This window comes from Pseudomonas salomonii (assembly GCF_900107155.1).
GTDB classification, from domain to species: Bacteria; Pseudomonadota; Gammaproteobacteria; order Pseudomonadales; family Pseudomonadaceae; genus Aquipseudomonas; species Aquipseudomonas salomonii.
This window is the reverse complement of the sequence record NZ_FNOX01000010.1, coordinates 1-25,466: the sequence shown is the minus strand read 5'-3', so window position 1 is coordinate 25,466 and position 25,466 is coordinate 1. Positions and strand designations below refer to the sequence as shown.

Genomic DNA, 25,466 nt, shown 5'->3' with positions numbered 1-25,466 from the left:
TCGCAGGCAAGCCAGCTCCCACAGTAAATTGCATTTCAGGTCATGGATTTTCAGCGGCCAGTGCCGCCGTCACGGCAGGCCGTGCGCCGACGCGTTGTTGAAACGCCGTGAGTGCCGGCCACGGCTGCAGATCAATGTCATGAACTGCCGCCCAGCGCAGCAGCACAAACAAATACGCATCCGCTACCGAGTACTGCTCGCCCAGCAAATAATCCTGACGCTCCAGCGTCTGCACCAGAAACGCAAAGCGCTTGAACAACTTGGCCACAAACGTGGCTCGCACTTGGCCTTGAATCGCCGGGTTGAAGAAAATCCCCAGCCCGCCGTGAATCTCGCTGGCGATGAAATTCAGCCATTCCTGCAAACGCACACGCTCCCAACTGCCATTGGCCGGGGCCAAATGGGCGGTGGGTTGCAGGTCGGCCAGGTATTGCAGGATCGCACTGGCTTCGGTCAGCACCTGACCGTTATCCAGTTGCAGCGCCGCCACATAGCCCTTGGGGTTTATTTGCAGGAAGTCTTCGCCATCGGCAGTGGTTTTGGCCTTGTTATCGACCCGCACCAAGTCGAACGGCAGCGCCAATTCGCGCAGCACGATATGGGGGGCGAGGGAACAGGCATTCGGGGAAAAATACAGTTTCATGTGGGGCTACTCGGTTGAATTTGCGCCAGTCTCGCGGGCATGGCACCTTGCGTAAAATTAAACCTTCAGACCCCATCCATAAGGACAGCTACTGCCATGATGAACCTGATGCACTGGCGCTTGCTGGTGGCCGTGGCTGATCGCGGCAGCATTACGGCGGCTGCCGAGCAGGTGGGCATGACCCAGTCCGCCGCCAGCCAGGCCATGGCGTCCATGGAGGCCACCCTGGGTGCGCAATTGTTCACACGTGAGCCGCGCAAGACCTTGCCCACTGCACTTGGGCTAAACGTGATCGAGCAGGCGCGGGTGATGATGGGCGCCTTGCAGGCGATTCGTACCACGGTCGACGAAGCACGCCCGCTGTTGCGTGGGAGCATTCGCATCGCCAGTTTCCCGATGGTGATGGCGGCTTTTCTGACGCCGCTGTTGCAGCGTTTTCGTCAGTTGAACCCCGGTATTGAAGTGACCACGCTGGATGTCACGGACAGCGAAGTGCTCACCTTGCTCGACGCCGACCTGATCGACCTGGGCGTGGTGCTCAACCCCAAGCCCGAGCGCAACGCCACGGTGTTGGGGCGCGATTACTGGATGGCGGTGCTGCCGGCTGATCATCCCATCGCGCAGCGCCCGGCCGATGCCAGCGTGTCGCTGCAAGAACTGCTCGAACAACCCTTCGTGCTCGCCACCGGCGGTTGCACCGCCAATGCCCGCAGCCTGGGTGCGGATGCCGGGTTGAGCTTGCGTGATATCCGCGTAGAGGTACGCGAATGGAACAGCGCCTACAGCCTGGTGCGCGAGGGCGTCGGTGTCACGCTGGTGCCAGAAATGGCCTTGCCGGCCCAGCGCAATGGCCTGCGCGTGATGCCGCTGACGGTGCCGCTGCACCGTGAATTTGCCTTGGTCGGCTCCACCACCCGGGCGCCTTCAGCCGCAGCCTGCGCATTGTTAAAAATGCTGGCTGACTAGTGGCCTTGCATAGCGTCAAGCCCTGTCTATGCTCACCCAGAACCGTTGATGACGTTTGGCATATAAAGCGTTTCGGATGGTTATTTCCCCATGAAGGTTAGCCAGTACTATCCAAAAAATGAATGGAATGCGCCTTCCGGGCGCCGGGAATCAAGGGTGATCTGACCATGTTCAACCGCCATCACAAATCCGACCTGCAAGAAATCGAACGTTTTTCCTGTGCCCTCACCGAGTCCAATGCCAAACTCGCTGCCATCAGCCGGTCCATGGCGATGATCGAGTTCGACCGCAATGGCGTGATCCTCGATGCCAACGACAACTTCTGCACAGCCATGGGCTACAACGTGGAAGAGATCCGCGGCAAACATCACCGTATTTTCTGCGAAGAGGCCTACACCCATACCGAGGCCTACACCCAGCTATGGCGCGACCTGGCGCGCGGCGAAGCCCTCAGCGGCACCTTTATGCGCCTGAACAAACGTGGCGAAGAGGTATGGCTGGAAGCCAGTTATATGCCGGTGCTCGACAGCCACAATCAGGTGCAGAGCGTGATCAAAGTGGCCTCGGATATTTCGGCGCGGGTCCACCATGAGCATGAGAACCAGAGCCTGATCGACGCCATCGGCCGTTCCATGGCGGTGATCGAGTTCACCCCGCAGGGCCAGATTCTCAACGCCAATGACAACTTCCTGCGCACCGTGCAGTACTCACGGGAAGAAATCATCGGCCAGCACCACAGCATGTTCTGCCACCGTGCCGAGGTTGAATCGCCGGCCTACAAGGCATTCTGGGCCTCGCTCAACCGGGGCGAATATCACTCCCATCGCTTCGAGCGCAAGAATAAATACGGCAAGACCCTGTTTCTGGAAGCGTCCTATAACCCGATCTTCGACACCAACGGGCGCCTCTACAAAGTGGTGAAGTTCGCCAGCGACATCACCGACCAGGTCACCACCCTGCGCACCGCCGCCGATTCGGCGCATGCCACCTCGGTGCAAAACGACGCCTGCGCGCGCAAAGGCTCGGAGGTGGTGCAGCAAACCGTGCAGATCATTGAAGAGATTTCCAGCGACTTGAACCAGGCGGCCCAGAGTATCGACGCGGTGAGCAAGCAATCGGACATCATCGGCTCCATCGTGCAGACCATCCGCAGCATTGCCGAACAAACCAATATGCTCGCGCTTAACGCGGCCATTGAAGCGGCGCGGGCCGGCGAGCACGGGCGTGGTTTTGCGGTGGTGGCCGATGAAGTGCGCAGCCTGGCCGCACGCACCAGTCAGGCGACGGTGGAGATTGTGGACGTGGTGCGCAAAAACCACGACCTGTCGCTGAGCGCGGTGTCGAGCATGCAGTCGAGCCTGAGCCGCACCGGGCTAGGTGTGGAATTGGCGAATGAGGCAGGGCAGGTGATCCTGGAGATTCAGGAAGGCTCACGGCATGTGGTGGATGCCATCAGCCAGTTCAACTCCACCCTGCAATTGCAATAGACACATGAAGAACGTTCCCACGCTCTGCGTGGGAATGCCTCACTGGACGCTCCGCGTCCGCTCTTGGGACGCGGAGCGTCCTTGGCTGCATTCCCACGCGCAGCGTGGGAACGATCAACAGGGGGGGGCGGTTAGATCGCCGCCAGGGTTTCTTTAACCGCCTGCGCCGGGTCAGTGGCTTTCGCCGCTACCTGCTGCTCTTGCTGCTGCTTCACACGGTCTGCCACTTCTTTGGCAATTGCGTCCTGTTTTTCCTGCGGCATTGCCTGCACTTGCGCCTCGGTCAAACCCTGTTCCTTGAGCAACTGCTCGCGGATGCGTTCGGCCGGGGATTTGTTCATGTAGTCGGTGAAATCAGCGCGGGCAGTGCTGGTGCCCGAACCGGCTGCCGGCACATCCGTCGATGCCGTAGGGGCGGCGGCGGTGGCTTGCAACTGCACGCGGGTCTTGGCGAAGGCTTCGTCGATGCGGTCGTTGGCCTTGTCCAAATCCTTTTGCGCGGCCGGTACGGTCACGCTCTGCTGCGCCGCTTGCAGGGCGCCGCTGTACAGCGTGCTGGCGGCCGCATTGGCCGGGTCCATGTCGGGACGCTTGAGCTGTTGCACGGTCGATACGGGTTGGGTGTTGTTGTTGATCAGCATGATCGCTCACCTGGGATGTGTTCGGTGCCTCAGGTGGAGCAAATAGCATGCCGAGGGCCAAGCCCCCGTGTTTATTGGGGATGGTGGGGCCGCCGCGGCAAACGTTGTCTCGCAGGCGGCCAACTGTTGCCGTCAGTGGGCAATATTCTCCAGCGCCAAATTGCGCGTGCGCGGGCCGAACCAACTGATGGTGATCATCACGATCAACATGCTGCTGGCAATAAACGCCAGCACGCCCGGCGTGCCGAGGTGCTCCAGAATAAAACCGATCAACAAGCTGCTGAACACCGTGGACAAGCGGCTGAACGAATAGCAGAACCCCACCGCCCGCGCACGGATATTGGTCGGGAACAGTTCACTCTGGTACGAGTGATAACTGAAGCTCAGCCAGGCATTGCAGAAGGTGATCATTACGCCACAGATCACCAGCCCAACGGCCGTGGTTTGCAGGGCGAACAGGCTGCCGAAGATCATCGCACCCATGGCCGAGCCGACGATCTGCCATTTGTTTTCGAAGCGGTTGGCCACCTTCACAAACAGTAACGGCCCCAGCGGATAGGCGAGGGTGATGATAAAGGCGTACATCAGGCTGTGGGTCACGCTCACGCCCTGGCCCGACAGCAACGCCGGCAACCAATTGCCGAAGCCGAAAAAGCCGATGGCCTGGAACACATGAAACACAATCAGCATCAACGCACGGCGGCGGTACGGCGGTTGCCAGATATCAGCGAAACGGCCGCTGCCTTGCACGCTGACGGCCTCCGGCTCAGGTTCATCCAGCGGTTTGCCGTGATCCTTTTGGCAGCGCGCCTCCAGGCTGTCCATGATTTGCCCAGCCTCATCAAAGCGGCCTTTTTGCGCCAGCCAGCGCGGTGATTCCGGCAGGCGCTTGCGCAGTTGCCAGATAAACAGCGCAAACACTGCACTGCTGAGCACCACCCAGCGCCAGCCGGACACCCCGAACGGCGCCTGGGGCACCAGCCACCACGACATCAAGGCCACCGCCGGCACCGACAGAAACTGGATAAAAAACGCGAAGGCAAACGCCGAACTGCGCATGCGCTTGGGCACCAGTTCCGAGAGGTAGGCATCGATGGTCACCAGCTCGATCCCCAGGCCAATGCCCACCAGAAAACGCATGCCGATAATGCCCAGCGCCGAGGTTTGAATGCCCATCAACACCGTGGCGACCGTGTACCAGATCAACGCAAAGGTAAAGATCGCCCGGCGCCCGAAACGGTCGGCGATGGGGCTGAGCAGGCTGGCGCCGAGGAACAGGCCCAGAAAGGTCGCCGAGGCGAACGCGGCCTGGTCCGAGAAGCCGAACACGCCTTCGCTGCCGGTGTGGAAGATCCCGTCGCTGATCAGGCCAGGGCTGATATAGGCGGTCTGGAACAGGTCATACAGCTCGAAAAAACCACCGATCGACAGCAGCGCCACCAGGCGCCAGACGGTGGCGACGGCGGGCAGGCGGTCAATGCGCGCGCTGATATGGGCTGCGCGGATCGGGTCGATGCCGTCGGCGGTGGAGAGTGCGGGCATGGGCAGAACTCAATAAGTAATCGGGATTTCAAATTCCTGGAACGCATCATCGACCGGATGGTAACCCAACACGCGCGTGGTTTCGCCGAGGTCCAGGCGCTTGAAACGGTTATTGGAAATGCCGTGGGCGATCAGATGCTTCACGCCTTCCGCTTCCACCGAGCGTTGCAGCAATTGCACCGCATCCCGTGGGCTGAGCCAGGCGCTGAGGTCGCGGGCGTTGTTGAGGTCGTGGGTTTCGGGGAACTCAAACGCGCCGATGCGCAGGGCAATGGTCGACAGTGGCGTCTTGGCCGCGTAGTAGCCGCACAACGCCTCGCCGTAGCATTTGCTCACGCCGTACAGGTTGGCGGGCATCACCTGCATGCCCGGCGTGATCTGCCGGTCCACCGGGTAGCCTTCGATGGTTTGTGCGCTGCTGGCGAACACCAGGCGTTTCACGCCGGCGGCCACGGCGGCTTCGAACAGGTAAGTGGTGGCGAGAATATTGTTCGGCAGCACCTCGTCGAATGTCGCGCTGGCGTTGGGGATGCCCGACAGGTGCACGACTACATCGATGCCGTCGAGCAGCGCGGCCAGGCTGGCTTTATCACTCAGGTCAGCGTGGACGAAACGGTGCTCGCCCAAGTCAAACGCCGGCGCGATGCGGTCAGTGAGGGTGAAGCGGTAGCGGTCTTTCGAGGCTTCGAAAAATGTCTTGCCGATTCTGCCGCAGGCGCCGGTCAGCAGTACGTTGAGTCCGTTCACGGTGGAGTCCTTGTTTTAGTTATGGCCGTCGAGGGCGAAGGTCTTGAAGCCTGGGCGTTGGCTCAGGCGTTGGTAATACGCCGCAATGGCAGGGTAGGGCGGGCGCTGCATGGGCGTGTTCTGCCAACGGTGCACCGAAAGGCCGATCAGAATATCGGCGAGGGTGAATTCATCGCCGGCCACATAGGCGCAGGTTTTAGCCAGCTGTTGTTCCAGCAGGCCCATCTTGTCATTCCACACCTGCACGGCGGCGGCAATCTGCGCCGCGTCGAGGTTGTCGGGGTTATTGCGCACCAGCGCGGTGAAGGCATCGCCCCAGGCGCAGTTGAGTTCCACGGCTTGCCAGTCCACCCATTGCTCGACTCGCGCACGTGGCGCGGGTTCGGCGGGTAGCAGGTCGGTGCGTTGGTAGAGGCCGACAAGGTAGCGGCAGATGGTGTTGGATTCCCACAGCACGCCGTGGTCGTCGATCAGCACCGGTACTTGGGCGTTGGGGTTCAAGGCCAGGAATTCGGCTGACTGGGTGGGCTTGAAGCCGATGCCCCAATCTTCGCGCACGTAGTCGATGCCCAGTTCCTGGCAGGTCCAGAGCACTTTGCGCACGTTGATGGAGGACGTGCGGCCGAGGATTTTCAGTGAGTGTCCCATGGTGCTTCCCTGACGATGGAGAGCGGTCAATCTAGCAGGGGCAGGACTTTACGGCGATATCTTAAGTGGGCACGGACAACCTGTGGGAGCGGCGGTGCGACGATTCGACTTGCTCGCGAAGGCGGTGGGTCAGTTAGCCCATTTGTGGCTGATACGCCGCCTTCGCGAGCAAGCCCGCTCCCACATTTTTGACCGAGCAGGGCTTTAGGTGCGCGGTGTTTGCTGGTCCATGGCTTTGCCGACCATCAGCACTGACAACTCGCTCAGTTGATGAATGGCCAGGGCCACGTCGCGGTGTTTGCCGGTGAGGTCATTGGACAGGTCGAGCAGCAAGGTGCTGACAGAGCACACGGTTTCGTAGCTGTTGATCAGCAGGGATTCGATGGGTGTGTCGGGTGTAATGGAGAAGAGTGTAGTTGGCGGTTTTTCAGTTTTTTTGATCATTTGAGCATCCTGGAATAGGCCGCCGCCGGATCGCTACTAAACGAAGGGTGGCAGCTGTACGCAGGTTAGTAGACCGGTGGACACTCAAAGCCGGCGCACCCGAAGGTGCCCTACGCACAGCCGCCATCAAACTCAGATGAGGCTTATGCACTGAGAGTGTCCAGAAGTTGGGCTACTAAACCCGATCGCCGAGAAATTCAGCGACCAACCAACCTTAAAGACCACCCCCCAAGCGCACAAGCCGGCGGATTCTGACGTAAGCGTAGGCAACCGGGCAAGGCGCTTACGGCAATGTCAGCCTCGTCCTACAACCTTCCCACACCACTCCGATCGTTCCCACGCTCCCGCGTGGGAATGCAGCCCAGGACGCTCTGCGTCCAAAGCGTGACGCAGAGCGTCACAAGAGGCATTCCCACGCAGAGCGTGGGAACGAGCACGTTACGTGCTTTCGCGCACCTGCAATTCAAACCCCATATCCACCACCGGCTTGGCAATCTTGTTCCCCGCCATGATCGTCAACAAATGCTCCGCCGAGCGCCGCCCGATCGCTTCCCGTGGCGTGCTGATACTGCTCAAACGCGGCACCATGAAAGACGATGCAGGCAAATCATTAAAGCCCAGCACCGCCACGCGCTCCGGCACGTTGATGCCGTGGCGCATGGCCTCCAGCAGCGCGCCTTGGGCCAGGTCGTCGTTACCAAAGAAAATCGCGTCCACATCCGGATGCGCCGCCAGCAGCTGCAAAAACAATTCGCCACCCAATCCCACGGAGGAGGGGCGCGGCGTCAGCAGTTCCAGCGCCGGGTCGTACATGCCCGCCTGCTGCAGGGCACGGCGGAACCCTTCACCGCGCAGCAACGTGCGCTGGTCCAACTGCGCGCCGATATACGCCAGGCGCTTGCGCCCACGGGAGAGCAAATGCGCTGCCGCTGTTTCGCCTGCACTCAGTTGCGAAAACCCCACGCAATTCACGCCCGCATTCGGGTCCAGATCCATCATGTACACACAGGGCACGTTGCTGGCCTCGACCATCCGCCGTGCGCTTTCAGTGCGGTCAAACCCGGTCAGCAGCAAACCGCGTGGCTGGTAGGCCATGTAGTTGCGCAGCAGGTTCTCTTCTTCATCACGCGAGTAGTGCGAGTTGCCGATCAGCACTTCAAAGCCCTTGGGCCGCAGCACTGCGTGGATGGCTTCGAGGGTTTCGATAAACAACAGGTTGGACAGCGACGGCACGATCACCACCACCGAATGGCTTTGCGCCGAGGCCAGGGCGCGGGCGGCGGGGTTGACGACGTAGTTGAGTTCGGCGGCGGCCCGTTGCACTTTTTCCACCAGCTCGGTAGCCACCGTGCTGACGCCACGCAGTGCGCGGGAGGCGGTAATCGGGCTGACGCCCGCCAGGCGCGCCACTTCATTGAGGGTCGGGCGACCGGTGGTGCGTAATTTTTTATCGTTCTTGGAGGTCATCAGGCTGTTGCCAAACAAAAATCGAGGCACTAAGGTAGCGCTGTCTCCAAACAGCTGCAAATACTTGAACGTTGGGTTGCCTGATCCTGTTCAAACGGTTGGAGAGGATGCACGCGTCACTCCATAAAAATGACAAGTCGGCGCGGGAAAAGCCTGTTTTTGCACTAGCCTTACAGCGTGCAAAGGTAGCGCTATCTGCGTCCTGAGGTGTTTCATGAGTCAACCTGTTACCGCCCTGGTCATCATGGGTGTTTCCGGCTGTGGCAAGTCCAGCGTCAGCGAAGCCCTGTGCCGCCTGAACGGCGCCACCGCCATTGAAGGCGACAGCTTTCACCCTGCCGCCAACATCGAAAAGATGAGCGCCGGCCACCCCCTCAACGACGACGACCGCGCCGGCTGGCTCGACATCCTCTGCGATGAACTGCGCCGCTCGCTCAAAGCCGGCGAGCATCCGGTGCTCACCTGTTCAGCGCTTAAAAAGAAATACCGCGACCACCTGCGCGAAGCCGCGCCGGGCCTGGGCTTTGTGTTCCTGGAGCTGACCCGCGCCGTGGCCGCTGACCGCGTGTCCCATCGCCCCGGCCATTTTATGCCCGCCAGCCTGATCGACAGCCAGTTCGCCACCCTTGAATCGCCCGTGGGCGAGCCGCTGACCCTGGCGCTCAACGCCAGCGAAGACAGCGTCGAGGACTTGGCCGAGCAAACCCATGCCTGGTGGCTGCAACACGGCTTTGAACCTACTCATTAATTTTTTGCCGGAAAAGGTAGCGCTACCCCCGGCGAAACATTCAATACCCGCTTTAATAACAACAACAAACAGGAGAGACCCCCCATGTTTGGCATGTCCCACGAGTCCTACCTGCTGCTAGACGCAGTGGTCACAATCATCGGGTTGATCGTTCTGATCACCCAGTTCAAGGTGCACCCGTTCATTGCACTGATCATCGCGGCCGGCTTCCTCGGCCTGACCTCGGGCATGCCCGTGGACAAGATCATCAAGGCGTTCCAGGACGGTTTTGGCGGCGTGCTCGGGTTTGTCGGCATCATCCTCGCGCTGGGCACGATGCTCGGCAAAATGATGGCCGAATCCGGCGGTGCCGATCAGATCGCGCAAACGCTGATCCGCGCCTTCGGCAAAGAGAAAGTCCAGTGGGCCATGATGTTTGCCGCGTTTCTGGTGGGCATCCCGCTGTTCTTCGAGATCGGCTTTGTACTGCTGATTCCGCTGGTGTTTATCGTCGCGCGCCGTACCGGCGTGTCGCTGATCAAGATCGGCATCCCGCTGCTCGCAGGCCTCTCGGCGGTACACGGCCTGGTGCCACCACACCCTGGCCCGCTGCTGGCCATCGGCGTGTTTGGCGCGGACATCGGCAAAACCATCCTGTACGGCCTGATCGTCGCACTGCCGACCGCCATCATTGCCGGGCCGATTTTCGGTACGTTTATTGCCAAGTACATTCCGGGCAACCCGTCCCAGGAACTGGTCGACCAACTGGCCCGCGAGCCGGAATCCAAAAGCCTGCCGAGCTTCAGCATCACCCTGATCACCGTGCTGCTGCCGGTGTTCCTGATGCTGCTCAAAACCTTCGCCGACGTCGCGCTGCCGGACGGCCACGCCATCCGCAACTGGATGGACATGATCGGTCACCCGATCACCGCGTTGCTGCTGGCATTGCTGTTGTCGCTGTACACCTTTGGCCATCGCCAGGGCATTCACTCCAAGCAAATTCTCAAGCTGCTCGACGCCAGCCTGGCGCCGACCGCTGCGATCATCCTGATCATCGGCGCCGGTGGTGGTTTCAAGCAGATGCTGGTGACCAGCGGCGTGGGTGACGTGATCGGCCATATGGCAGTGAACGCGCAGATCAACCCGATTCTGCTGGCGTGGCTGGTGGCGGCGGTGATTCGTGTGGCCACAGGCTCTGCGACGGTGGCGACCATTACCGGCGCAGGCATTGTGGTGCCGGTGGTGGGCATGATTCCAGGGGTTAACCGTGAGCTGCTGGTGTTGGCGACGGGGGCGGGTTCGTTGGTGTTGTCTCACGTCAACGATGCGGGGTTCTGGCTGGTGAAGCAGTACTTCAATATGACCGTGGTCGAGACGTTCAAGACCTGGACGGCGATGGAGACCATTCTGTCGGTGGTGGCGCTGATCTTTATCATGCTGCTGTCGTTGGTGGTGTAATCACTGACTGATCGTTCCCACGCTCCGCGTGGGAATGCCTCTTGTGACGCTCTGCGTCACGCTTGGGGACGCAGAGCGTCCCGTGCTGCATTCCCACGCGGAGCGTGGGAACGATCATTGCGCCTCAGGCTTTAGTGACTAACCCATCCGCTCGGAACATCCCGCGAATCCCGCGCACCGCCTGGCGAATCCGGTCCTGGTTTTCGATCAGCGCAAAGCGCACATGATCATCCCCATACTCACCAAAGCCGATTCCCGGCGACACGCACACCTTCGCCTCCAGCAGCAGCTTCTTGGCAAATTCCAGCGAGCCCATGGCCGCATACTGCTCAGGGATCTTGGCCCAGACGTACATTGATGCCTTGGGGTTTTCCACCATCCAGCCCAGTTCATGCAGGCCTTTGACCAGCACGTTACGGCGCTGGCGATACTGTTCGGCAATGTCTTTCACGCACTGCTGATCGCCTTCCAGCGCCGCAATCGCCGCCACTTGCAGCGGGGTGAAGGTGCCGTAGTCGTGGTAGCTCTTGATCCGCGCCAGGGCGTTGACCAGTTCCGGGTTGCCGACCATAAAGCCGATGCGCCAGCCGGCCATGTTGTAACTCTTGGACAGGGTGAAAAACTCCACCGCAATGTCCTTGGCGCCCGGCACTTGCATGATCGAGGGGGCTTTCCAGCCGTCGTAGACGATGTCCGCGTAGGCCAGGTCGTGCACCACCAGTACGTCGTACTGTCTGGCCAGGGCGATCACGCGTTCGAAGAAGTCCAGTTCCACGCACTGCGCGGTGGGGTTGGACGGGAAGCCGAGGATCATCATCTTCGGCTTGGGGATCGAGCCACGAATCGCCCGTTCCAGCTCGGCGAAAAAATCCACGCCCGGCACCAGCGGCACCGAACGCACCTGGGCGCCGGCAATCACGGCACCGTAGATGTGAATCGGGTAGCTCGGGTTCGGCACCAACACCGTGTCGCCCTGGTCGAGGGTGGCCAGCATCAAGTGCGCCAGGCCTTCCTTGGAACCGATGGTTACGATGGCTTCCGTTTCCGGATCGATATCCACTTCGTAGCGGTCTTTGTACCAGCGCGAAATGGCCCGGCGCAGACGCGGAATGCCTTTGGAAGTGGAATAACCGTGGGTGTCTTCACGCTGGGCGACGGTGACCATTTTTTCCACAATGTGTGGAGGCGTGGCGCCGTCAGGGTTACCCATGCTCAAGTCGATGATGTCTTCGCCGCGCCGACGCGCAGCCATCTTCAGCTCGGCAGTGATATTAAAAACGTAAGGGGGGAGTCGATCTATGCGCGCAAAGCGGCGCGGCGAACCTTGGTCTGCCATTGTTGCCTCGAGGTACGTAAGCGCCCGGAACCGTCCGAGCGACGTCGGCCACTGCGGTGGCCTGCGGGGCAGACAATACGGTCGATGATGGCCAGTTGTCCAGATGCGTAGGAAAAATTTCTACTTGGAGTAAGGCGTGGATATGCCCCTATACTCGACGCGGGTTTGTTCCCTCATAAGAAGGAGACTGTTCGTATGGATCAGCAGACAAAACAACCGTTAGAGCCACGCATGGAAGCCGGTAAAGCCTTGGTAATCGCCGGGGTACAAGGGCGTTATTCGAAGGCCACAGTGGGTGATATCCCAAAGCTGTGGGATTTGTTCAACACTTGCGTCAAAGACATCAAAAAGCGCGTCGGGGGCGTGACCTATGGTGTGTGCCATAACCCCCACCATGGCGAATTCGACTACATGGCCGGGGTTGAAGTCCCGACTAAAAGCGACGTGCCGAGCAACTTCGAGTTCATCGAAATTGCGCCGCTCAACTATGCCGTGTTCCCACATTACGGGCCGGTGCAGGCACTTGAGCAAACCTACGAACGCATCATGTTCGAGTGGTTACCGCACTCGGGCTACAAGGTGATGGGCGCGGATTTCGAGCGCTACAGCGCCGATTTCGACGCGCACAAGGGCACGGGGACGGTGGAGATCTGGCTGCCGGTTGGCGAAAAGGGCTGACGGCGGTGCTGTCGGCACCGGTAAATCGGTGCCGACTGAGGTATCAATACAAGGTGCTTCGGACTTCGTGGGGCAGGCCGTAGAGGGTTTCGAGTTGTTCGAGGGTTGTCAGCATAGTCACCACCTTGTCCTTGGATGAGTACAGAAGCATTCAGCCACCGAAGCTCTGCTGGTAGCTCTGAGCGGATTGTCGAATGGCTTTTGCAACGTCAGGCGCTAACCGACAGTATTCGTCTTCGCGCTTGAGCACGACCTCAAGGGTTTGCAGCAGTGCCTGAATACGCGCCTCAGGTTTTTCGATCTCGCAGGTTTTTGCAAACTCAAGGATGCCCAAACGTGAGGCAAATATTGATTTGTTGCCGGACAGGTCCAGCGCAAGTGTGTCTTCAGGGATATAGGCGGTGGTATTCACGATGTCGTAAGCCGGGGCCAGGCGCGCGTCAAATTTAATCGGGTCACTGTAGAGCACACCGAAGTTTTTCAGGTGAGCATCGCCATTTCCCACGATGCAACTCAAAGCCACGCTATCGAACAATTGGTCCAACGAGCTGCGTTGGTTTTCCGGTGAGCAAAACGCGCGTACAGCCTTGGCGATGGCGGCATAGCTCTTGGTGTATTTCTGTTCGGCAGACAGGCCCATCAGTGTGGTCATATCTTCGAAACCCAGCGGGTTGAGCTGCGCGTCGCGATCAAAGCGCCGCATGATGAAAAGCTTATGGTTTTGCGACAGATAAAACGGCGGCACGGGCAGGCCTGCATCCCGCGCAATAGACATGCACAGGTATTCATTGATGGCCAAGCCCGGAAACTCATCACGCCCGCTCTTGATAATCAGGTCGTTGGTTTTAGAGGTGAATTTGTGCTCGGGAGTTTGAGGTTTTTCTGGCACCAGCACTTTGGGCTGCACGCCAGAAATGCCCGCTCGCAGAATGTAACGGTCCACCAAGTCGGCGAACAGGTCTTGCGCTCCGTCCCACGCGAGAATTTCTGCCAGGCTCTCTCCGTTTGCGGGCGGACCGTTGCGTTGAATTAGTTCGTTTATCTGATCGGAAATCACGAAAACCCGGCCAATCGGTGCACTGCTACCTGATAAGGCCAGTAACAGCATCGGGTCCACTTTTACCGTTTTAGCCAGACGGTTACGCAATTGTTCCAGTACGTAGCCTTCGGGCAAATTCATTTGAAAGATTGGATGCAATTCGCGGCGGCGATATTCTTCTGCGCGCACGGGCATGGTAAGGCTGATAGCGCTTTGGGCCTGTGCCTTAGCGTCGTAGCGAAACAGGTAATCATCAGCGCCCACCATTACGCTGCCGCTGTCGCCTTGAGGCGTATGAACGCTAAGAGCGGGGCTATTCATTGAACAAGTCCTCTAACTCTTCAAGTGTCGGCAGGGTCACTGGCACTAATTTGACCTCACTGCCCAGGGCGGCGATCACGCGAGCATAGGCATTCATGGAAACAGAGAGGCTGCCCTTCTCGATTTCGATCAGTTTTTGCCGGGTAACGCCCGCAAGTTTCGCCAAGTCCGCTTGTGTATAGCCACGGTTGAGGCGCATGGAGCGAACTTGTTGGCCTAAGCGTTGGGTGATAATCGAAGTGTCCATGTCACGTATTCATTACTTTTGATTGTTTAAGTCATATATACGTTACATTTTTAAGCTGTCAATGCTATCCCGACCAAACACCCAACTCAACCTACGCTCATACCCGACCCGCCCCTTATACGCCTCCCCGCTGTCCACCCAGCCAGCCGCCAGATACAACCCCATCGCCGCCACATTGTCCGTGTCCACCGACAACTCCAGCGCCTTGATCTGCGGCCACGCCTGCAGGGCCACGGCCGGCAATGCTTGCAGGCAGGCTCTGCCAAACCCGCGCCCTTGCTGATGCCGGTCCACCTGCAACGCGTGCAGCGTTGCGCTGTGTTCATCGGCCCAATGGGGCAGGCAGGGCGGGCGTTTGAGCAGCAGGAAGGCCACGGGCGTTTCGTCGGCCAGCAGCGCAAAACCTTTGATCGCGCCGGGCTTGGGGTTGACCAGCAGGCTGTTGAGCGCGCAGTAGATATCGCCGGAATACGCCAGTTGCTCGGGATGTACTTGCAGGGTGTCGAGCTGCTGTTTTTGCACAAGGCTCAGCGTCTCATAGGTGACGAGGCGGGTTTCCATCGGGGGCGCATCCGAAATCCTACAAAGAGGCGGGGATTCTAGCGGGTTTGGCGTAGGCGAAATTATTTTTCAACGGTGTGTCGATTTGCCCAAAGCCCATTCGACTAGGGGTGTCCTTTGTGATTTCCAACCCCCAGGAGTATCGCCATGAGCACTGCAATCAACACCCTGATCGAGCAATGGAAACAAGCCGTACTTGATCGTGATATCGACAAAATTGTCAGCTATTACGCCGACGATATCGTCTCGTTCGATGCCGTCACCGCACTGCAATTCAAAGGCAAGGCCGCCTACCGCGCCCATTGGGAAGAATGCATGAAGCACTGCCCCGGCCCGGGCATTTTCGAGTTTCATGAGCTGCATATCGTCGAGGCACCCGACAGCGCGTTTGCCCACTGGCTGGCGCACTGCGGCGGCGCCGGGCCGGACGGCGTGGTGAAGGCGTGCTGGATGCGCGTGACCGCCGGTTACCGGCGCATCAACGGGCAGTGGAAGGTGGTGCATGAGCACTGGTCGGCGCCGTTCGACATGGAAAGCGGCACGGCATTGTTCGACCTGAAACCTTGACCGCCACGAACTATAGTCAGTAGTCCGAAAACGGAGAGCGCCATGAAATACCTCTGCCTGATCTACAGCAACGAAGCGGTGTTGCACACCTCGCCCGACAGCCCGGCGGACCCGGAGTGCTTTGCCTACGCCGAGGCCGTCCAGGCCAGCGGCCGCATGCTCGCCGCCGAGCCGCTGGAGTCGGTGAGCAGCGCCACCACCGTGCGCATGCGCAACGGCAAGCTGTCGATCACCGACGGGCCGTTTGCCGAAACCAAGGAGCAGCTCGCCGGGTTTTACCTGATTGAGGCCAAGGACCTGAACGAAGCGCTCCAGGTCGCTGGCGGCATACCGGCGGCCCGGGTCGGCAGTGTGGAAGTGCGCCCCGTGCGTCAATTGAATCTCTGAACACAATAATCACAAGAAGGAGGTTTACCCATGAATACCCAACCCGCTGAATTTGAACTGTCCATCAGCCGTTTGATCGACGCACCGCCAAGCAAGGTATTTCGCGCCTGGACCACGCCCGAGTTGTTGCAGCAATGGTGGGGCCCACACGGCATGACCACGCCGGAGTGCGAAATGAACCTGTGGGTCGGTGGCCTGTTTCGCACCTTGATGCGCGCGCCGGATGGCGCCGAGTACCCGACTTCTGGCGTGTTCCTGGAAATCGAGGCGCCGAGCCGGCTGGTGTTTACCGATGCCTATGCGCCGGGCTGGGTCCCGTCCGGCAAGCCGTTCATGACCGCCGAAGTAACCTTCGAAGCCGTCGACGGCAAGACCCGCTACACCGCCCGCGCCAGGCATTGGAGCGAAGCCGACAAACAGGCCCACGAAGCCATGGGTTTTCATGACGGCTGGGGCCAGAGCCTCGACCGCCTGGTGACGCTGGTGACCCAGGGCATGCCCGATTGACCCCGCAGGTCGAGACGATTTACCGCAGCGAATCACGCCGCGTACTGGCGACGCTGATTCGCTTGCTGGGTGATTTCGACTTGGCTGAAGAGGCGCTGCACGAGGCGTTTTTAATTGCCGTGCAGCGCTGGCCGCAAGACGGTGTGCCGGACAATCCAAGGGCCTGGCTGGTCTCCACCGGCCGCTTCAAAGCCATCGACCGCCTGCGCCGTCAGGCACGTTTCACCCCGTTATTACAGGAGCAGGCCGACACGCTGGAAGCGGCTGAATGGAGTGAGGAAGACGTGGAAGACGACCGCCTGCGCCTGATCTTCACCTGCTGCCACCCGGCGCTGGCCCCCGACGCCCAGGCGGCGCTGACCTTGCGCGAGATCTGCGACCTCACCACCGAAGAAATCGCCCGCGCCTTTCTGGCCACGCCCACCACCATCGCCCAGCGCATCGTGCGCGCCAAGGGCAAGATCCGCGAAGCGAAAATCCCCTACCAGGTGCCAACCCTGGACGCGTTGCCCGAGCGTCTGGGCAGCGTATTGCGCGTGGTTTACCTGGTGTTCAACGAGGGCTATTCGGCATCCATGGGCGCCGACCTCACCCGCGAAGACCTGACCCGCGAAGCTATTCGTTTGGGGCGCTTGCTGCTGGAGTTGCTGCCCGAACCGGAAGTCATGGGCCTGCTGGCGCTGATGCTGCTGCACGAGTCGCGCCGAGCAACGCGCACCTCGGCCGACGGTGAGTTGGTGTTATTGCATGAACAGAACCGCGCAGTGTGGGACGCGTCCTTGATTGCTGAAGGCTGCGCATTGGTGGAGCAGGCGTTGAATACACGGCGGTTTGGCCCGTACTGCCTGCAAGCAGCGATTGCGGCGGTGCATGCCGAAGCGCCCCAGGCTGAGGACACGGACTGGCTGCAAATTGTCGGGCTTTACGATGTGTTGCTGCGCGAAGTGCCGTCGCCGGTGATCGAGCTGAACCGGGCGGTGGCGGTGGCGATGGGGCAGGGGCCATTGGCGGGGTTGCAATTGGTGGAGGGCATTTTGCAGCGTGGGGATTTGCTGGATTACCACCTGGCGCATTCGGCACGCGGGGAGTTTTGCCGGCAGTTGGGGCGGGTTGAAGATGCGCGGGAAGCCTACGAAAAAGCCCTCACGCTCACCCAGCAAATTCCAGAGAAACGCTTTATAGAGCGGCGCCTGGCCGAACTCAAATCTCCCGGATAGGCGCAGGGCAAACTGTGGGAGCGAGCAAGCCCGCTTCCACAGTTTTGATCTTCATTGTTTGGAGGTCATCACTCCAGCATCTTGCCCAGCAACCAACTCCCCGCCGGCCCCGGTGGGTGGTGCCTTGACCACAGCGCATCCACCGCCACCGAGCGCGGCCAACTGCGGGCTTTGAGTTCGACCAGGTGGTCGCCGCCAAAACGCTCCACCAACCAGCGCGGAATCGGGGCCCAGCCAAACCCCAGCTGCGCCATCTCCATCAGCATCAAGTAACTGGGCGCCGACCACACCCGCCCGCTCGGGCGGGTTTCGGTCGGGTTGATGATGCTGGCCAGGCGCAATTCGCGGTGTTGCTGCAAGGTCTGCGCCGGGATGTTCTTCAGCTTGGCCAGCGGGTGCGTAGGCGCCGCGAACAGGGCAATTTCGGTACGTTCTTCGACCGGCGCGCCGGTCAGGTCGGGCGGGTAAGTGTCTTGTTTTTCGATAAACGCAATCTGCGCCCGGCCGCTTTGCACCAAGGCGATCAGGTCTTCGCATTCGGCGATCAGGCATTCCAGCTCAAGGTCCGGGTGGCGCTGTTCAAAGGCCTTGAGGGCGACCTCAAAGCGGTCGGACTGGTAAGTATCGGACATGGCGATGGTCAGCTTGGGTTCAAGGCCCTGTGACAACTGACTGGCCGCCAACTCCAGGCGGCTGCTGGCCTCCAGTACCTGCTCGGCGCGCAGCAACAACACATGCCCGGCGGGCGTAAGCGTCGGCTTGCGGCTGCTGCGATCAAACAGCAGCACATCCAGGTCAATCTCCAGGCTCGCCACGGCCGCGCTGACGGTGGACTGGCTTTTACCCAGCTTGCGAGCTGCCGCTGAAAAAGAGCCCTGGGTAGCCGCCTGCACAAACGCCTGCAGCACTTCATTGGAGGCCATGACTATCGCCTTTATCGATGGTTATTAGTTATGAAGTATCGAGTCAAAGGGTAATCATGGCAACCATCGTCACTCAAGGAGCCGGGTCATGAACCCTACCAAGTCGATTACTGAACGTGTGTGCCAGGCCATTGGTTTTGAAGGGCTGGCCTTATTGATCTGTACACCCTTGCTGGTGTGGATCACCGGCCGGCCGGCCCTGGAAATGGGCGCGGTGACCCTGGGCATCAGCCTGTTGGCGCTGAGCTGGAACGTGATTTTCAACAGCCTGTTCGACCGCCTCAAGGCCCGCCTGCACTGGCCCGACGGCGGCAGGACCCGCGTGGTGCATGCGCTGTTGTTCGAAGGCGGCCTGATCATCCTGGCGGTGCCGTTGATTGCCGCAGTGATGAAGATCAGCCTGTTGCAAGCCTTCGTCCTCGACATCGGCGTGCTGTTGTTCTTCCTGCCGTACACCTACGTGTACCACTGGGGTTATGACGTGCTGCGGGAAAAATTCGTACAGTCCCGTGTACCTAGCCAAGCTTGAGCGAGGCCACAAACGCCAGAAATGCCCGCACCTTGGCGGCGGGCAAATGCCGCGACGGGTAATAGGCGTACAACGGGAAACGCTCGTCCGGCCAGTCGGGAAACAACTCCACCAGGCTGCCGGCCTTGATCGCCGAGTCCAGGCCGAGGTCGAGCATCTGCGCCACGGCATGCCCGTGTTCACACACGCTGTACAAGGTGCTGGCGTCGTTAACCACCAAGCGGCCGCTGGTGCGCACCATCACTTGCTCGCCGGGGCGATGGAATTCCCAGGCAAACGGGCGACCGGTTTGCGAGTCGCGAAAATCCAGGCACATGTGCCCGGTTTCCAGGTCTTGCGGGATCGTGGGTCGGCCGTATTGCTCAAGGTAAGCGGGGGAGGCCACGGTGAGCACGCGCACTTCCATCAGCTTGCGGGCGATCAACGAGGACGCCTGCGGGATGCCGAAGCGAATGGCCAGGTCAAAGCCGTCGGCCACCAGGTCGCCGAGTTGGTCGCGGGTGTGCAGGTCCAGTTGCAGTTGCGGGTATTGGCGCATGAAGTCGCCGAGTACCGGGCCGAGTACCAGTCGCGAAAAATACGGGTCGATGTTCACCCGCAAACGCCCGCGCACGGTGAGGGCGCTGTCGGCCGCCGAATCGGCAGCCTCTTGCAGCCCGGCCAACAGCGGGGCGATTTGCTGGTAGAAACGTCGCCCCTCGTCGGTCAATTGCACCGAGCGGGTGGTGCGGTCGAACAGGCGAATACCGAGGCGTTTTTCCAGGCGGGAAATCGCCCGGCTGACCCCCGAAGGCGTCATCTCCAGGCTGTTGGCGGCGCGGGCAAAGCTGCCGCTGTCGACCACGGCGGCCAATACACCCATGCCGCCGGCCAAGCCTGGATCAAAACTCATCGGTGATTGCCCGTCAGTGATCTGAAGGCATTGATGCTAGCGCAGAATGCTTACAGAAACATGCCGCCCGACGCTTCGATGCGCTGCCCGGTGATCCAGTTGCTGCCATCGGCCAGCAGAATCGAAATCGCACCGCCGATATCGTCCGGCAAGCCGGCACGGCCCAGGGCGGTGTTGTCGGCCACCATCGCATTCAGCTGTGGGTTATCGCGCACTGCGCCGCCGCTGAAATCGGTGGCAATCGCGCCGGGTGCCAGGGTGTTGACGGTGATACCACGCGGGCCGAGTTCTTTGGCCTGATAACGCGACAGCACTTCCACGGCGCCTTTCATCGACGCATAGGCGGCGTAGCCAGGCAGGCTGAACCGCGCCAGGCCGCTGGAGATGTTGATGATGCGCCCGCCATCGCTGATCAGCGGCAGCAGTTTCTGGGTGAGGAAAAACGGCGCCTTGAAGTGAATGGCCACCAGTTTGTCGAACTGCTCTTCGGTGGTGTCGGCAAAGCTTGCGTGAGCGCCGATGCCCGCGTTGTTGATTAGAAAGTTGAAATGTTGCTGGGCGAAAACGTCCTTGAGCACCGCAGCGATTTGCCCGACGAAAGCCTCGAAGCTGCCGCTCTGGCTGACATCCAGTTGCAGCATGGCGGCGCGGCCGCCCAGCGCTTCAACCTGTGCTACTACCGCTTGGGCTTCGGTGGCGGCGCTGTGGTAGGTGCCGATGATATCCACGCCCTGGGCGGCGAGGTGCAAAGCGGCGCTTTTGCCAAGGCCACGGCTGGCGCCGGTGATGAGTGCGATTTTACGAGTCATGGGCTAGTCCTCAGGGGTGATCAGTGGGACTGAGTGTATTTGTCCGCCCATAACGTGATAAACAAGCTGATATCGGAATCACTGGTCGGATAAGGCGAACAATCCCATGAACAAACTGGAGCTGCTGCGCACTTTCGTGCGCGTCACCGAGCTGTCGAGTTTCACCCAGGCCGGCGAGAGCCTGGGCCTGCCGCGCTCCACCGTGTCCGAGCATGTGCAGGCGCTGGAAACGTTGCTGGGCGCGCGCCTGTTGCAGCGCACCACGCGCACCGTGCAAGCCACCCAGGACGGCCGTGTGCTGTATGAGCGCAGCAAGGATTTGCTCGCGCACATGGAAGAGCTCGAAGGCCTGTTTCGCCAGGACGAAGCGCAATTGGCCGGGCGCATTCGGGTGGACATGCCCAATGCCATGGCGCGCGGCGTGGTGATGCCGCAGCTCCCTTCGTTTATGGCGCGCCACCCGCTGGTGGAGATGGAAATCAGCAGTTCGGATCGCCAGGTCGACGTGATTGCTGAAGGCTTTGATTGCGTGGTGCGCGTGGGCGCGCAGCCCGACCAAAGTGTGGTTGCACGCAAGGTCTGCAGCATGCCGATGGTCAACTGCGTAAGCCCCGCGTACCTGCAACGTTATGGCGTGCCCGAGACCCTTGCCGACCTGGCGCAGCATCAACTGGTGCACTACGTGCGGCCGCTCGGTGCGCGCTCGGCCGGGTTTGAATTCCTGCAAGGCAACAAGGTGCAGCGCGTGGCCATGGCCGGGCGCGTGACCGTCAGCAGCACCGATGCCTACCAGGCGGCGTGTCTCGGCGGTTTGGGGATTATCCAGGTGCCGCTGCTTGGCGTTCGCGAATTATTGGCCAGGGGCGAGTTGGTTTCGGTGTTGGCGGACTACCTCGCGCCGCCCCTGGACGTTTCCATGCTCTACGCCGGCCAGCGGCATTTGCCGTTGCGGGTGCGGGTGTTCATGGAGTGGCTGGCGGCGACCTTGCAGGCGCGTATTTAACGCCGCGCCGACAACTGCTGCGGCGCCAGGAAGGCGTCGTGGAAGTAGTCACGGAACGCCTGCATCGCCGGGGTAAATGCGCGCTCGCGGTGCCAGGCCAGGCCGACGCTCATGGGCGTGACCGGGTCGGTAACGGTCAGGGTTTCGATACGCTTGCCTTCCAGCGACCATGGCCGGTGCACCAGGTCCGACAAAATCGCCACGCCGCTGCCATTGGCGACCATGCTGCGCACCGCCTCCACCGAACTGGTGCGCAACCGCACGTTCGGCGTTTGCCCGGCCTGTTCCCAGTAACGCATGGCACTGTGCTCGGCTTCGTCGACGGTCAGCAGGATGTAAGGCTCTTGCGCCACATCCGCCAGGCTCACGGCACCGCGTTCGCACAACGGGTGATGGCTGGGCAGCCACAGTCGGCGTTCGGAGTTGAACAGGATTTCCGAGACGATATCCGCGTGAGTCAGGTTGGCGGTGAGCACCACGGCCATGTCGAACTGGCCGTCGAGCAGGCCGTGTTCGATGGCCTGGCGCTCCTGCTCGAAGACGTCGATGGTCACGTCCGGGTGCCAGTGTTGCATGCGTTGCAGGTGATGGGGCAGGAAGTAACCCAACACCGTGTAGCTGGCCGCTACGCGCAATACGCCGCTGGCGCGGTAGTCGGGCAGCGGGCTGTTGAGGGCGTCATCCACGCTGCGCACGATCACATAGGCGCGGTTGAGAAAGTGCCGCCCGGCGTCGGTGAGGTTCATGCCCTGGGCCGAGCGCACGAACAGTTGCACGCCAAGCATCGCTTCCAGCTCCTTGATCGCGGTGGTCACCGCCGACTGGGAGATGTTCAGGTGAATGGCGGCCTGGGAAATCTGGCCGATTTCGGCGGTGGCGACGAAGTAGCGCACTTGGCGCAAGGTCAGGGACATGGATTTCTCCGATCGTTCCCACGCTCTGCGTGGTAACGCCTCTTGTGACGCTCTGCGTCACGCTTTGGGACGCGGAGCGTCCTGGGCTGCATTCCCACGCGGAGCGCGGGAACGATCTTTGGGTATCTGTTTTTCAGAAGATGGGTCATCTGATAATAGATCTTCCCAAGGGGTCAAGCCCCAGCCTACTTTCAGCCATCACCTTTTGGCGGAGCAACCTCGATGCAGGCAGTGGATTTCAATTCGGACATGGGCGAAGGCTTCGGCCCCTGGACCATCGGCGATGGCGTCGACTTTGACCTGATGGCCTATATCAGCTCAGCCAATATCGCTACCGGCTTCCACGCCGGCGACCCCGGCACCATGCGCCGCACCGTCGAACGCGCCAAGCAACTGGGCGTAGGCATCGGCGCGCATCCGGGCTTTCGTGACCTGGTGGGTTTCGGCCGTCGGCACATCAATGCACCGGCCCAGGAACTGGTGGACGACATCCTTTACCAACTCGGTGCCCTGCGCGAAATCGCCCGTGCCCAAGGTGTGAGCTTGCAACACATCAAGCCCCACGGCGCGCTCTACATGCACCTGGCCCGCGATGAAGAAGCGGCGCGGCTGCTGGTGCAGAACCTGCAAATCATCGAGCCGACGCTGTTGCTCTATTGCATGCCCAACTCGGTGATCTGGCGCCTGGCCAAGGAACTCGGGCAACCGGTGGTGCGCGAGTTTTACGCTGACCGTGAGTACGATTTGAGCGGGTCCATTGTGTTTACCCGCAATGTGCGTGCACTTGACCCCGCAACCGTTGCGGCGCGTGTTCTGCGTGCGTGTCAGACCGGCCGGGTGCGAACCGTAGAAGGCGAAGACCTGTTGATCGAATTCGATTCGATCTGCCTGCACAGCGACACGCCCGGCGCGCTGGAGTTGGTGGAAGCCACTCGCGAAGCCCTGGACCAGGCTGGGATTGAAGTCAGATCACCTCAATAAGCACCCCAATAAAAAGATCGAAACAGCACTTTTTGCCTGCCTTTCTACAATGATTCCAAGAGGAACAGACATGGCTGAAACCACCCCCATCCGCTACAGCTTCGGCGGTGATGAACACCTGTTTGCCGAGGTCAGCGACAGTATGTCCCTGCAAGCCTTTTTCAAAGGCATGGCCGTGACCCGCGCCGTAGAGCGCCTGGCGCTGGAGGGCGTGCTGGATGTGTGCCTGGCCAATGCGTCGTTCCAGATTCGCTTCGACCCCGACCGTATTGCGCCGCATGTGCTGCTCGACGCGGTGCAAAGCGCCGAAGCCCAGGCCGTGGCCGAACGCACCTTGCACACGCGCATCATCGAAATCCCGGTGCTCTACAACGACCCCTGGACCCACGAAACCCTGATGCGCTTTCGCGACCGCCATCAAGACCCCAGCGGCACCGACCTGGAATACGCTGCACGCATCAACGGCCTGGCCGATGTGGACGCGTTTATCGCCGCCCACAGCGGCGCGCCGTGGTTTGTGTCGATGGTCGGCTTTGTGGCGGGCCTGCCGTTCATGTTCCAGATGGTCGAGCGCGAGCGGCAATTGCAGGTGCCCAAGTACCTGCGCCCGCGCACCGACACGCCCAAACTGACCCTCGGCCATGGCGGCTGTTTCGGTTGCATTTACTCGGTACGCGGCGCGGGTGGCTACCAGATGTTTGGCGTAACCCCGGCGCCGATCTACGACCCGGCGCAGCAGTTGGCGTACCTCAAGGAACACATGGTGTTCTTCCGCCCCGGTGACATCGTGCAGTTCAAACCGATGGACCGCGACGCCTACGACCTGGCGGTGGCCGAGGTGGAGGCAGGGCGTTTCGACCTGCGTATCCGCCCGGTGGAATTTTCCCTCGACGCGTTTCTCGCCGACCCCATCGGCTACCCGAAAACCCTGCAGGAGGCGCTGGCATGATCAAGGTGCTCAAACCCGGCCTCGCCACCTCTGTGCAGGACCTGGGCCGTGAAGGGTATTACCACTTGGGCATTCCGCCTTCGGGCGCCCTGGATCAGTACGCGTTGAGTGCGGCCAACCATTTGGTCGGCAACCCAGCCGGTGCGGCGGGTCTGGAATGCACGCTGATCGGCCCTGAACTGGAGTTTCGCCAGGACGCATTGGTGGCGCTCAGTGGCGCGCTGATGTCGCCGCGTCTGGACGGCGAAGTGGTGCATCAGGACACCGCCTTTCAGGTCCGCGCCGGGCAGGTGCTGCGCTTTGAGTTTCCCAAGGCCGGCGCGCGCACGTACCTGGCGGTGGCCGGTGGCATTGATGTGCCGTTGGTGCTTGGCAGCCGCTCGACTTACACCCTCGGCGCGCTCGGTGGGTTTGAAGGGCGACGCTTGCAGGAAGGCGATGAACTGCCGATCGGCGAGGCCAGTGGAACAGGCCGCGCGGGCAATAGTTTGCCCATGGCCTTACGCCGTTCGGTCGGTGGCGATGTGACCTTGCGCGTGGTGCCGGGGCTGTATTACGAACGCCTGACGGATGCGGCAAAAAGCAGCTTTTTCGCTGAGCCGTGGACCGTGGGCTCCGAGGCGGATCGCATCGGCTACCGTTTCAAGGGCGGCAGTGCGTTGAGTTTTCAGCCGCGCGAACAACCGTTTGGCGCGGGGTCGGACCCTTCTAATATCGTTGACAGTTGCTACCCGATCGGTTCGATCCAGGTGCCGGCGGGGTTGGAGCCGATTGTGCTGCACCGCGATGCGGTGTCGGGTGGCGGCTACGCGATGATCGGCACGGTGATCAGTGCC

The 25,466-nt window shown here is 60.8% G+C and carries 29 protein-coding genes and 1 pseudogene; 15 read left to right on the top strand and 15 right to left on the bottom strand.

Features of this window, described 5'->3' with window-relative positions; all coding sequences use genetic code 11:
* Window positions 1–40: 40 nt before the first annotated feature.
* Window positions 41–643: a glutathione transferase GstA gene (gene gstA, locus BLV67_RS22000; protein ID WP_065932248.1), complete on the bottom strand. Its 603-nt coding sequence runs from the start codon at window positions 641–643 to the stop codon at window positions 41–43.
* A 96-nt stretch (window positions 644–739) separates the two neighbouring features.
* On the opposite strand from gstA, the gene BLV67_RS21995 reads away from it, so the two are divergent.
* From BLV67_RS21995 to BLV67_RS33725, 3 genes and pseudogenes are all read left to right on the top strand, one after another.
* Entirely contained in the window at window positions 740–1,609 is an 870-nt protein-coding gene (locus tag BLV67_RS21995; protein WP_065932247.1) for a LysR family transcriptional regulator, read from the top strand.
* A gap of 122 nt (window positions 1,610–1,731) precedes the next feature.
* Window positions 1,732–2,553 (top strand): annotated as a pseudogene (locus tag BLV67_RS33730) (PAS domain-containing protein); the annotation flags it as partial.
* Window positions 2,527–3,096, top strand: a complete 570-nt coding sequence (locus BLV67_RS33725; RefSeq protein WP_371318500.1) for a methyl-accepting chemotaxis protein — start codon at window positions 2,527–2,529, stop codon at window positions 3,094–3,096. The pseudogene BLV67_RS33730 and the gene BLV67_RS33725, both read left to right, overlap by 27 nt.
* A 131-nt stretch (window positions 3,097–3,227) precedes the next feature.
* On the opposite strand, the gene BLV67_RS21980 is transcribed toward BLV67_RS33725, so the two are convergent.
* From BLV67_RS21980 to gntR, 6 genes are all read right to left on the bottom strand, one after another.
* Window positions 3,228–3,737: a hypothetical protein gene (locus BLV67_RS21980; protein ID WP_065932246.1), complete on the bottom strand. Its 510-nt coding sequence runs from the start codon at window positions 3,735–3,737 to the stop codon at window positions 3,228–3,230.
* 132 nt (window positions 3,738–3,869) lie between these two features.
* On the bottom strand, window positions 3,870–5,279 hold the full coding sequence (locus BLV67_RS21975) for an MFS transporter (protein ID WP_065932245.1): 1,410 nt from the start codon (window positions 5,277–5,279) through the stop codon (window positions 3,870–3,872).
* Between the two features lie 9 nt (window positions 5,280–5,288).
* On the bottom strand, window positions 5,289–6,026 hold the full coding sequence (locus tag BLV67_RS21970; protein WP_069788123.1) for an NAD-dependent epimerase/dehydratase family protein: 738 nt from the start codon (window positions 6,024–6,026) through the stop codon (window positions 5,289–5,291).
* A gap of 15 nt (window positions 6,027–6,041) precedes the next feature.
* Window positions 6,042–6,674, bottom strand: coding sequence for a glutathione S-transferase family protein (locus BLV67_RS21965; RefSeq protein WP_069788122.1), 633 nt, complete (start codon window positions 6,672–6,674; stop codon window positions 6,042–6,044).
* Between the two features lie 204 nt (window positions 6,675–6,878).
* Window positions 6,879–7,118, bottom strand: coding sequence for a DUF6124 family protein (locus BLV67_RS21960; RefSeq protein WP_069788121.1), 240 nt, complete (start codon window positions 7,116–7,118; stop codon window positions 6,879–6,881).
* Between the two features lie 438 nt (window positions 7,119–7,556).
* Entirely contained in the window at window positions 7,557–8,588 is a 1,032-nt protein-coding gene (gene gntR / locus BLV67_RS21955) for an HTH-type transcriptional regulator GntR (protein WP_026013854.1), read from the bottom strand.
* Between the two features lie 211 nt (window positions 8,589–8,799).
* Here gntR and BLV67_RS21950 point away from each other — a divergent pair, with 211 nt between their 5' ends.
* Window positions 8,800–9,333 carry a gluconokinase gene (locus BLV67_RS21950; protein WP_065932241.1) on the top strand — a complete coding sequence of 178 codons (534 nt, stop codon included), beginning with the start codon at window positions 8,800–8,802 and terminating at the stop codon, window positions 9,331–9,333.
* 84 nt (window positions 9,334–9,417) lie between these two features.
* On the top strand, window positions 9,418–10,770 hold the full coding sequence (locus tag BLV67_RS21945) for a GntP family permease (RefSeq protein ID WP_058421449.1): 1,353 nt from the start codon (window positions 9,418–9,420) through the stop codon (window positions 10,768–10,770).
* Window positions 10,771–10,894: 124 nt separating this feature from the next.
* Here BLV67_RS21945 and alaC read toward each other — a convergent pair whose 3' ends face one another.
* Window positions 10,895–12,106 carry an alanine transaminase gene (gene alaC, locus BLV67_RS21940; RefSeq protein ID WP_069788120.1) on the bottom strand — a complete coding sequence of 404 codons (1,212 nt, stop codon included), beginning with the start codon at window positions 12,104–12,106 and terminating at the stop codon, window positions 10,895–10,897.
* 195 nt (window positions 12,107–12,301) lie between these two features.
* Here alaC and BLV67_RS21935 point away from each other — a divergent pair, with 195 nt between their 5' ends.
* Window positions 12,302–12,784, top strand: a complete 483-nt coding sequence (locus tag BLV67_RS21935) for a GyrI-like domain-containing protein (protein WP_065932239.1) — start codon at window positions 12,302–12,304, stop codon at window positions 12,782–12,784.
* 151 nt (window positions 12,785–12,935) lie between these two features.
* Here the strand turns inward: BLV67_RS21935 and BLV67_RS21930 are convergent, their stop codons facing one another.
* From BLV67_RS21930 to BLV67_RS21920, 3 genes are read right to left on the bottom strand one after another with little or no spacing between them, the layout of a single operon-like run.
* On the bottom strand, window positions 12,936–14,144 hold the full coding sequence (locus BLV67_RS21930) for a type II toxin-antitoxin system HipA family toxin (RefSeq protein ID WP_069788119.1): 1,209 nt from the start codon (window positions 14,142–14,144) through the stop codon (window positions 12,936–12,938).
* On the bottom strand, window positions 14,137–14,391 hold the full coding sequence (locus BLV67_RS21925; protein ID WP_017135431.1) for a helix-turn-helix domain-containing protein: 255 nt from the start codon (window positions 14,389–14,391) through the stop codon (window positions 14,137–14,139). Before BLV67_RS21925 ends, BLV67_RS21930 begins: the two co-directional genes overlap by 8 nt.
* Before the next feature lie 42 nt (window positions 14,392–14,433).
* Window positions 14,434–14,952 carry a GNAT family N-acetyltransferase gene (locus tag BLV67_RS21920; RefSeq protein WP_069788118.1) on the bottom strand — a complete coding sequence of 173 codons (519 nt, stop codon included), beginning with the start codon at window positions 14,950–14,952 and terminating at the stop codon, window positions 14,434–14,436.
* 147 nt (window positions 14,953–15,099) lie between these two features.
* On the opposite strand from BLV67_RS21920, the gene BLV67_RS21915 reads away from it, so the two are divergent.
* The 4 genes from BLV67_RS21915 to BLV67_RS21900 are packed head-to-tail and all read left to right on the top strand — an operon-like array spanning window position 15,100 to window position 17,630.
* The gene (locus BLV67_RS21915) at window positions 15,100–15,519 is read left to right on the top strand and encodes a YybH family protein (protein WP_069788117.1); all 420 of its coding nucleotides are present in this window, start codon (window positions 15,100–15,102) and stop codon (window positions 15,517–15,519) included.
* A 42-nt stretch (window positions 15,520–15,561) separates the two neighbouring features.
* Window positions 15,562–15,906 (top strand): YciI family protein, encoded by a 345-nt coding sequence (locus BLV67_RS21910; RefSeq protein ID WP_069788116.1) that lies wholly within the window; start codon window positions 15,562–15,564, stop codon window positions 15,904–15,906.
* 30 nt (window positions 15,907–15,936) lie between these two features.
* Window positions 15,937–16,413: an SRPBCC family protein gene (locus BLV67_RS21905; protein WP_058421455.1), complete on the top strand. Its 477-nt coding sequence runs from the start codon at window positions 15,937–15,939 to the stop codon at window positions 16,411–16,413.
* Window positions 16,410–17,630 (top strand): RNA polymerase sigma factor, encoded by a 1,221-nt coding sequence (locus BLV67_RS21900; protein ID WP_069788115.1) that lies wholly within the window; start codon window positions 16,410–16,412, stop codon window positions 17,628–17,630. Before BLV67_RS21905 ends, BLV67_RS21900 begins: the two co-directional genes overlap by 4 nt.
* Before the next feature lie 68 nt (window positions 17,631–17,698).
* On the opposite strand, the gene BLV67_RS21895 is transcribed toward BLV67_RS21900, so the two are convergent.
* On the bottom strand, window positions 17,699–18,553 hold the full coding sequence (locus BLV67_RS21895; protein WP_065932232.1) for a LysR family transcriptional regulator: 855 nt from the start codon (window positions 18,551–18,553) through the stop codon (window positions 17,699–17,701).
* Between the two features lie 88 nt (window positions 18,554–18,641).
* On the opposite strand from BLV67_RS21895, the gene BLV67_RS21890 reads away from it, so the two are divergent.
* A complete protein-coding gene (locus tag BLV67_RS21890) occupies window positions 18,642–19,082 on the top strand; it encodes a multidrug/biocide efflux PACE transporter (RefSeq protein WP_065932231.1) in 441 nt (146 codons plus the stop codon).
* On the opposite strand, the gene BLV67_RS21885 is transcribed toward BLV67_RS21890, so the two are convergent.
* On the bottom strand, window positions 19,069–19,974 hold the full coding sequence (locus BLV67_RS21885) for a LysR family transcriptional regulator (RefSeq protein ID WP_065932230.1): 906 nt from the start codon (window positions 19,972–19,974) through the stop codon (window positions 19,069–19,071). The two genes, BLV67_RS21890 and BLV67_RS21885, sit on opposite strands and share 14 nt — an antisense overlap.
* A gap of 50 nt (window positions 19,975–20,024) precedes the next feature.
* Window positions 20,025–20,783: an SDR family NAD(P)-dependent oxidoreductase gene (locus tag BLV67_RS21880; protein WP_069788114.1), complete on the bottom strand. Its 759-nt coding sequence runs from the start codon at window positions 20,781–20,783 to the stop codon at window positions 20,025–20,027.
* Between the two features lie 106 nt (window positions 20,784–20,889).
* On the opposite strand from BLV67_RS21880, the gene BLV67_RS21875 reads away from it, so the two are divergent.
* Window positions 20,890–21,786: a LysR family transcriptional regulator gene (locus BLV67_RS21875; protein ID WP_069788113.1), complete on the top strand. Its 897-nt coding sequence runs from the start codon at window positions 20,890–20,892 to the stop codon at window positions 21,784–21,786.
* On the opposite strand, the gene BLV67_RS21870 is transcribed toward BLV67_RS21875, so the two are convergent.
* A complete protein-coding gene (locus BLV67_RS21870; RefSeq protein WP_017137886.1) occupies window positions 21,783–22,700 on the bottom strand; it encodes a LysR family transcriptional regulator in 918 nt (305 codons plus the stop codon). The genes BLV67_RS21875 and BLV67_RS21870 overlap by 4 nt on opposite strands.
* A gap of 222 nt (window positions 22,701–22,922) precedes the next feature.
* On the opposite strand from BLV67_RS21870, the gene BLV67_RS21860 reads away from it, so the two are divergent.
* The 3 genes from BLV67_RS21860 to BLV67_RS21850 all read left to right on the top strand — a co-directional run.
* Window positions 22,923–23,681 carry a 5-oxoprolinase subunit PxpA gene (locus tag BLV67_RS21860; protein WP_069788112.1) on the top strand — a complete coding sequence of 253 codons (759 nt, stop codon included), beginning with the start codon at window positions 22,923–22,925 and terminating at the stop codon, window positions 23,679–23,681.
* A gap of 70 nt (window positions 23,682–23,751) precedes the next feature.
* Window positions 23,752–24,630, top strand: coding sequence for a 5-oxoprolinase subunit B family protein (locus tag BLV67_RS21855; RefSeq protein ID WP_069788111.1), 879 nt, complete (start codon window positions 23,752–23,754; stop codon window positions 24,628–24,630).
* A partial coding sequence (locus BLV67_RS21850) for a 5-oxoprolinase subunit C family protein (RefSeq protein WP_074854524.1) occupies window positions 24,627–25,466 on the top strand: 840 nt, incomplete at its 3' end. The genes BLV67_RS21855 and BLV67_RS21850, both read left to right, overlap by 4 nt.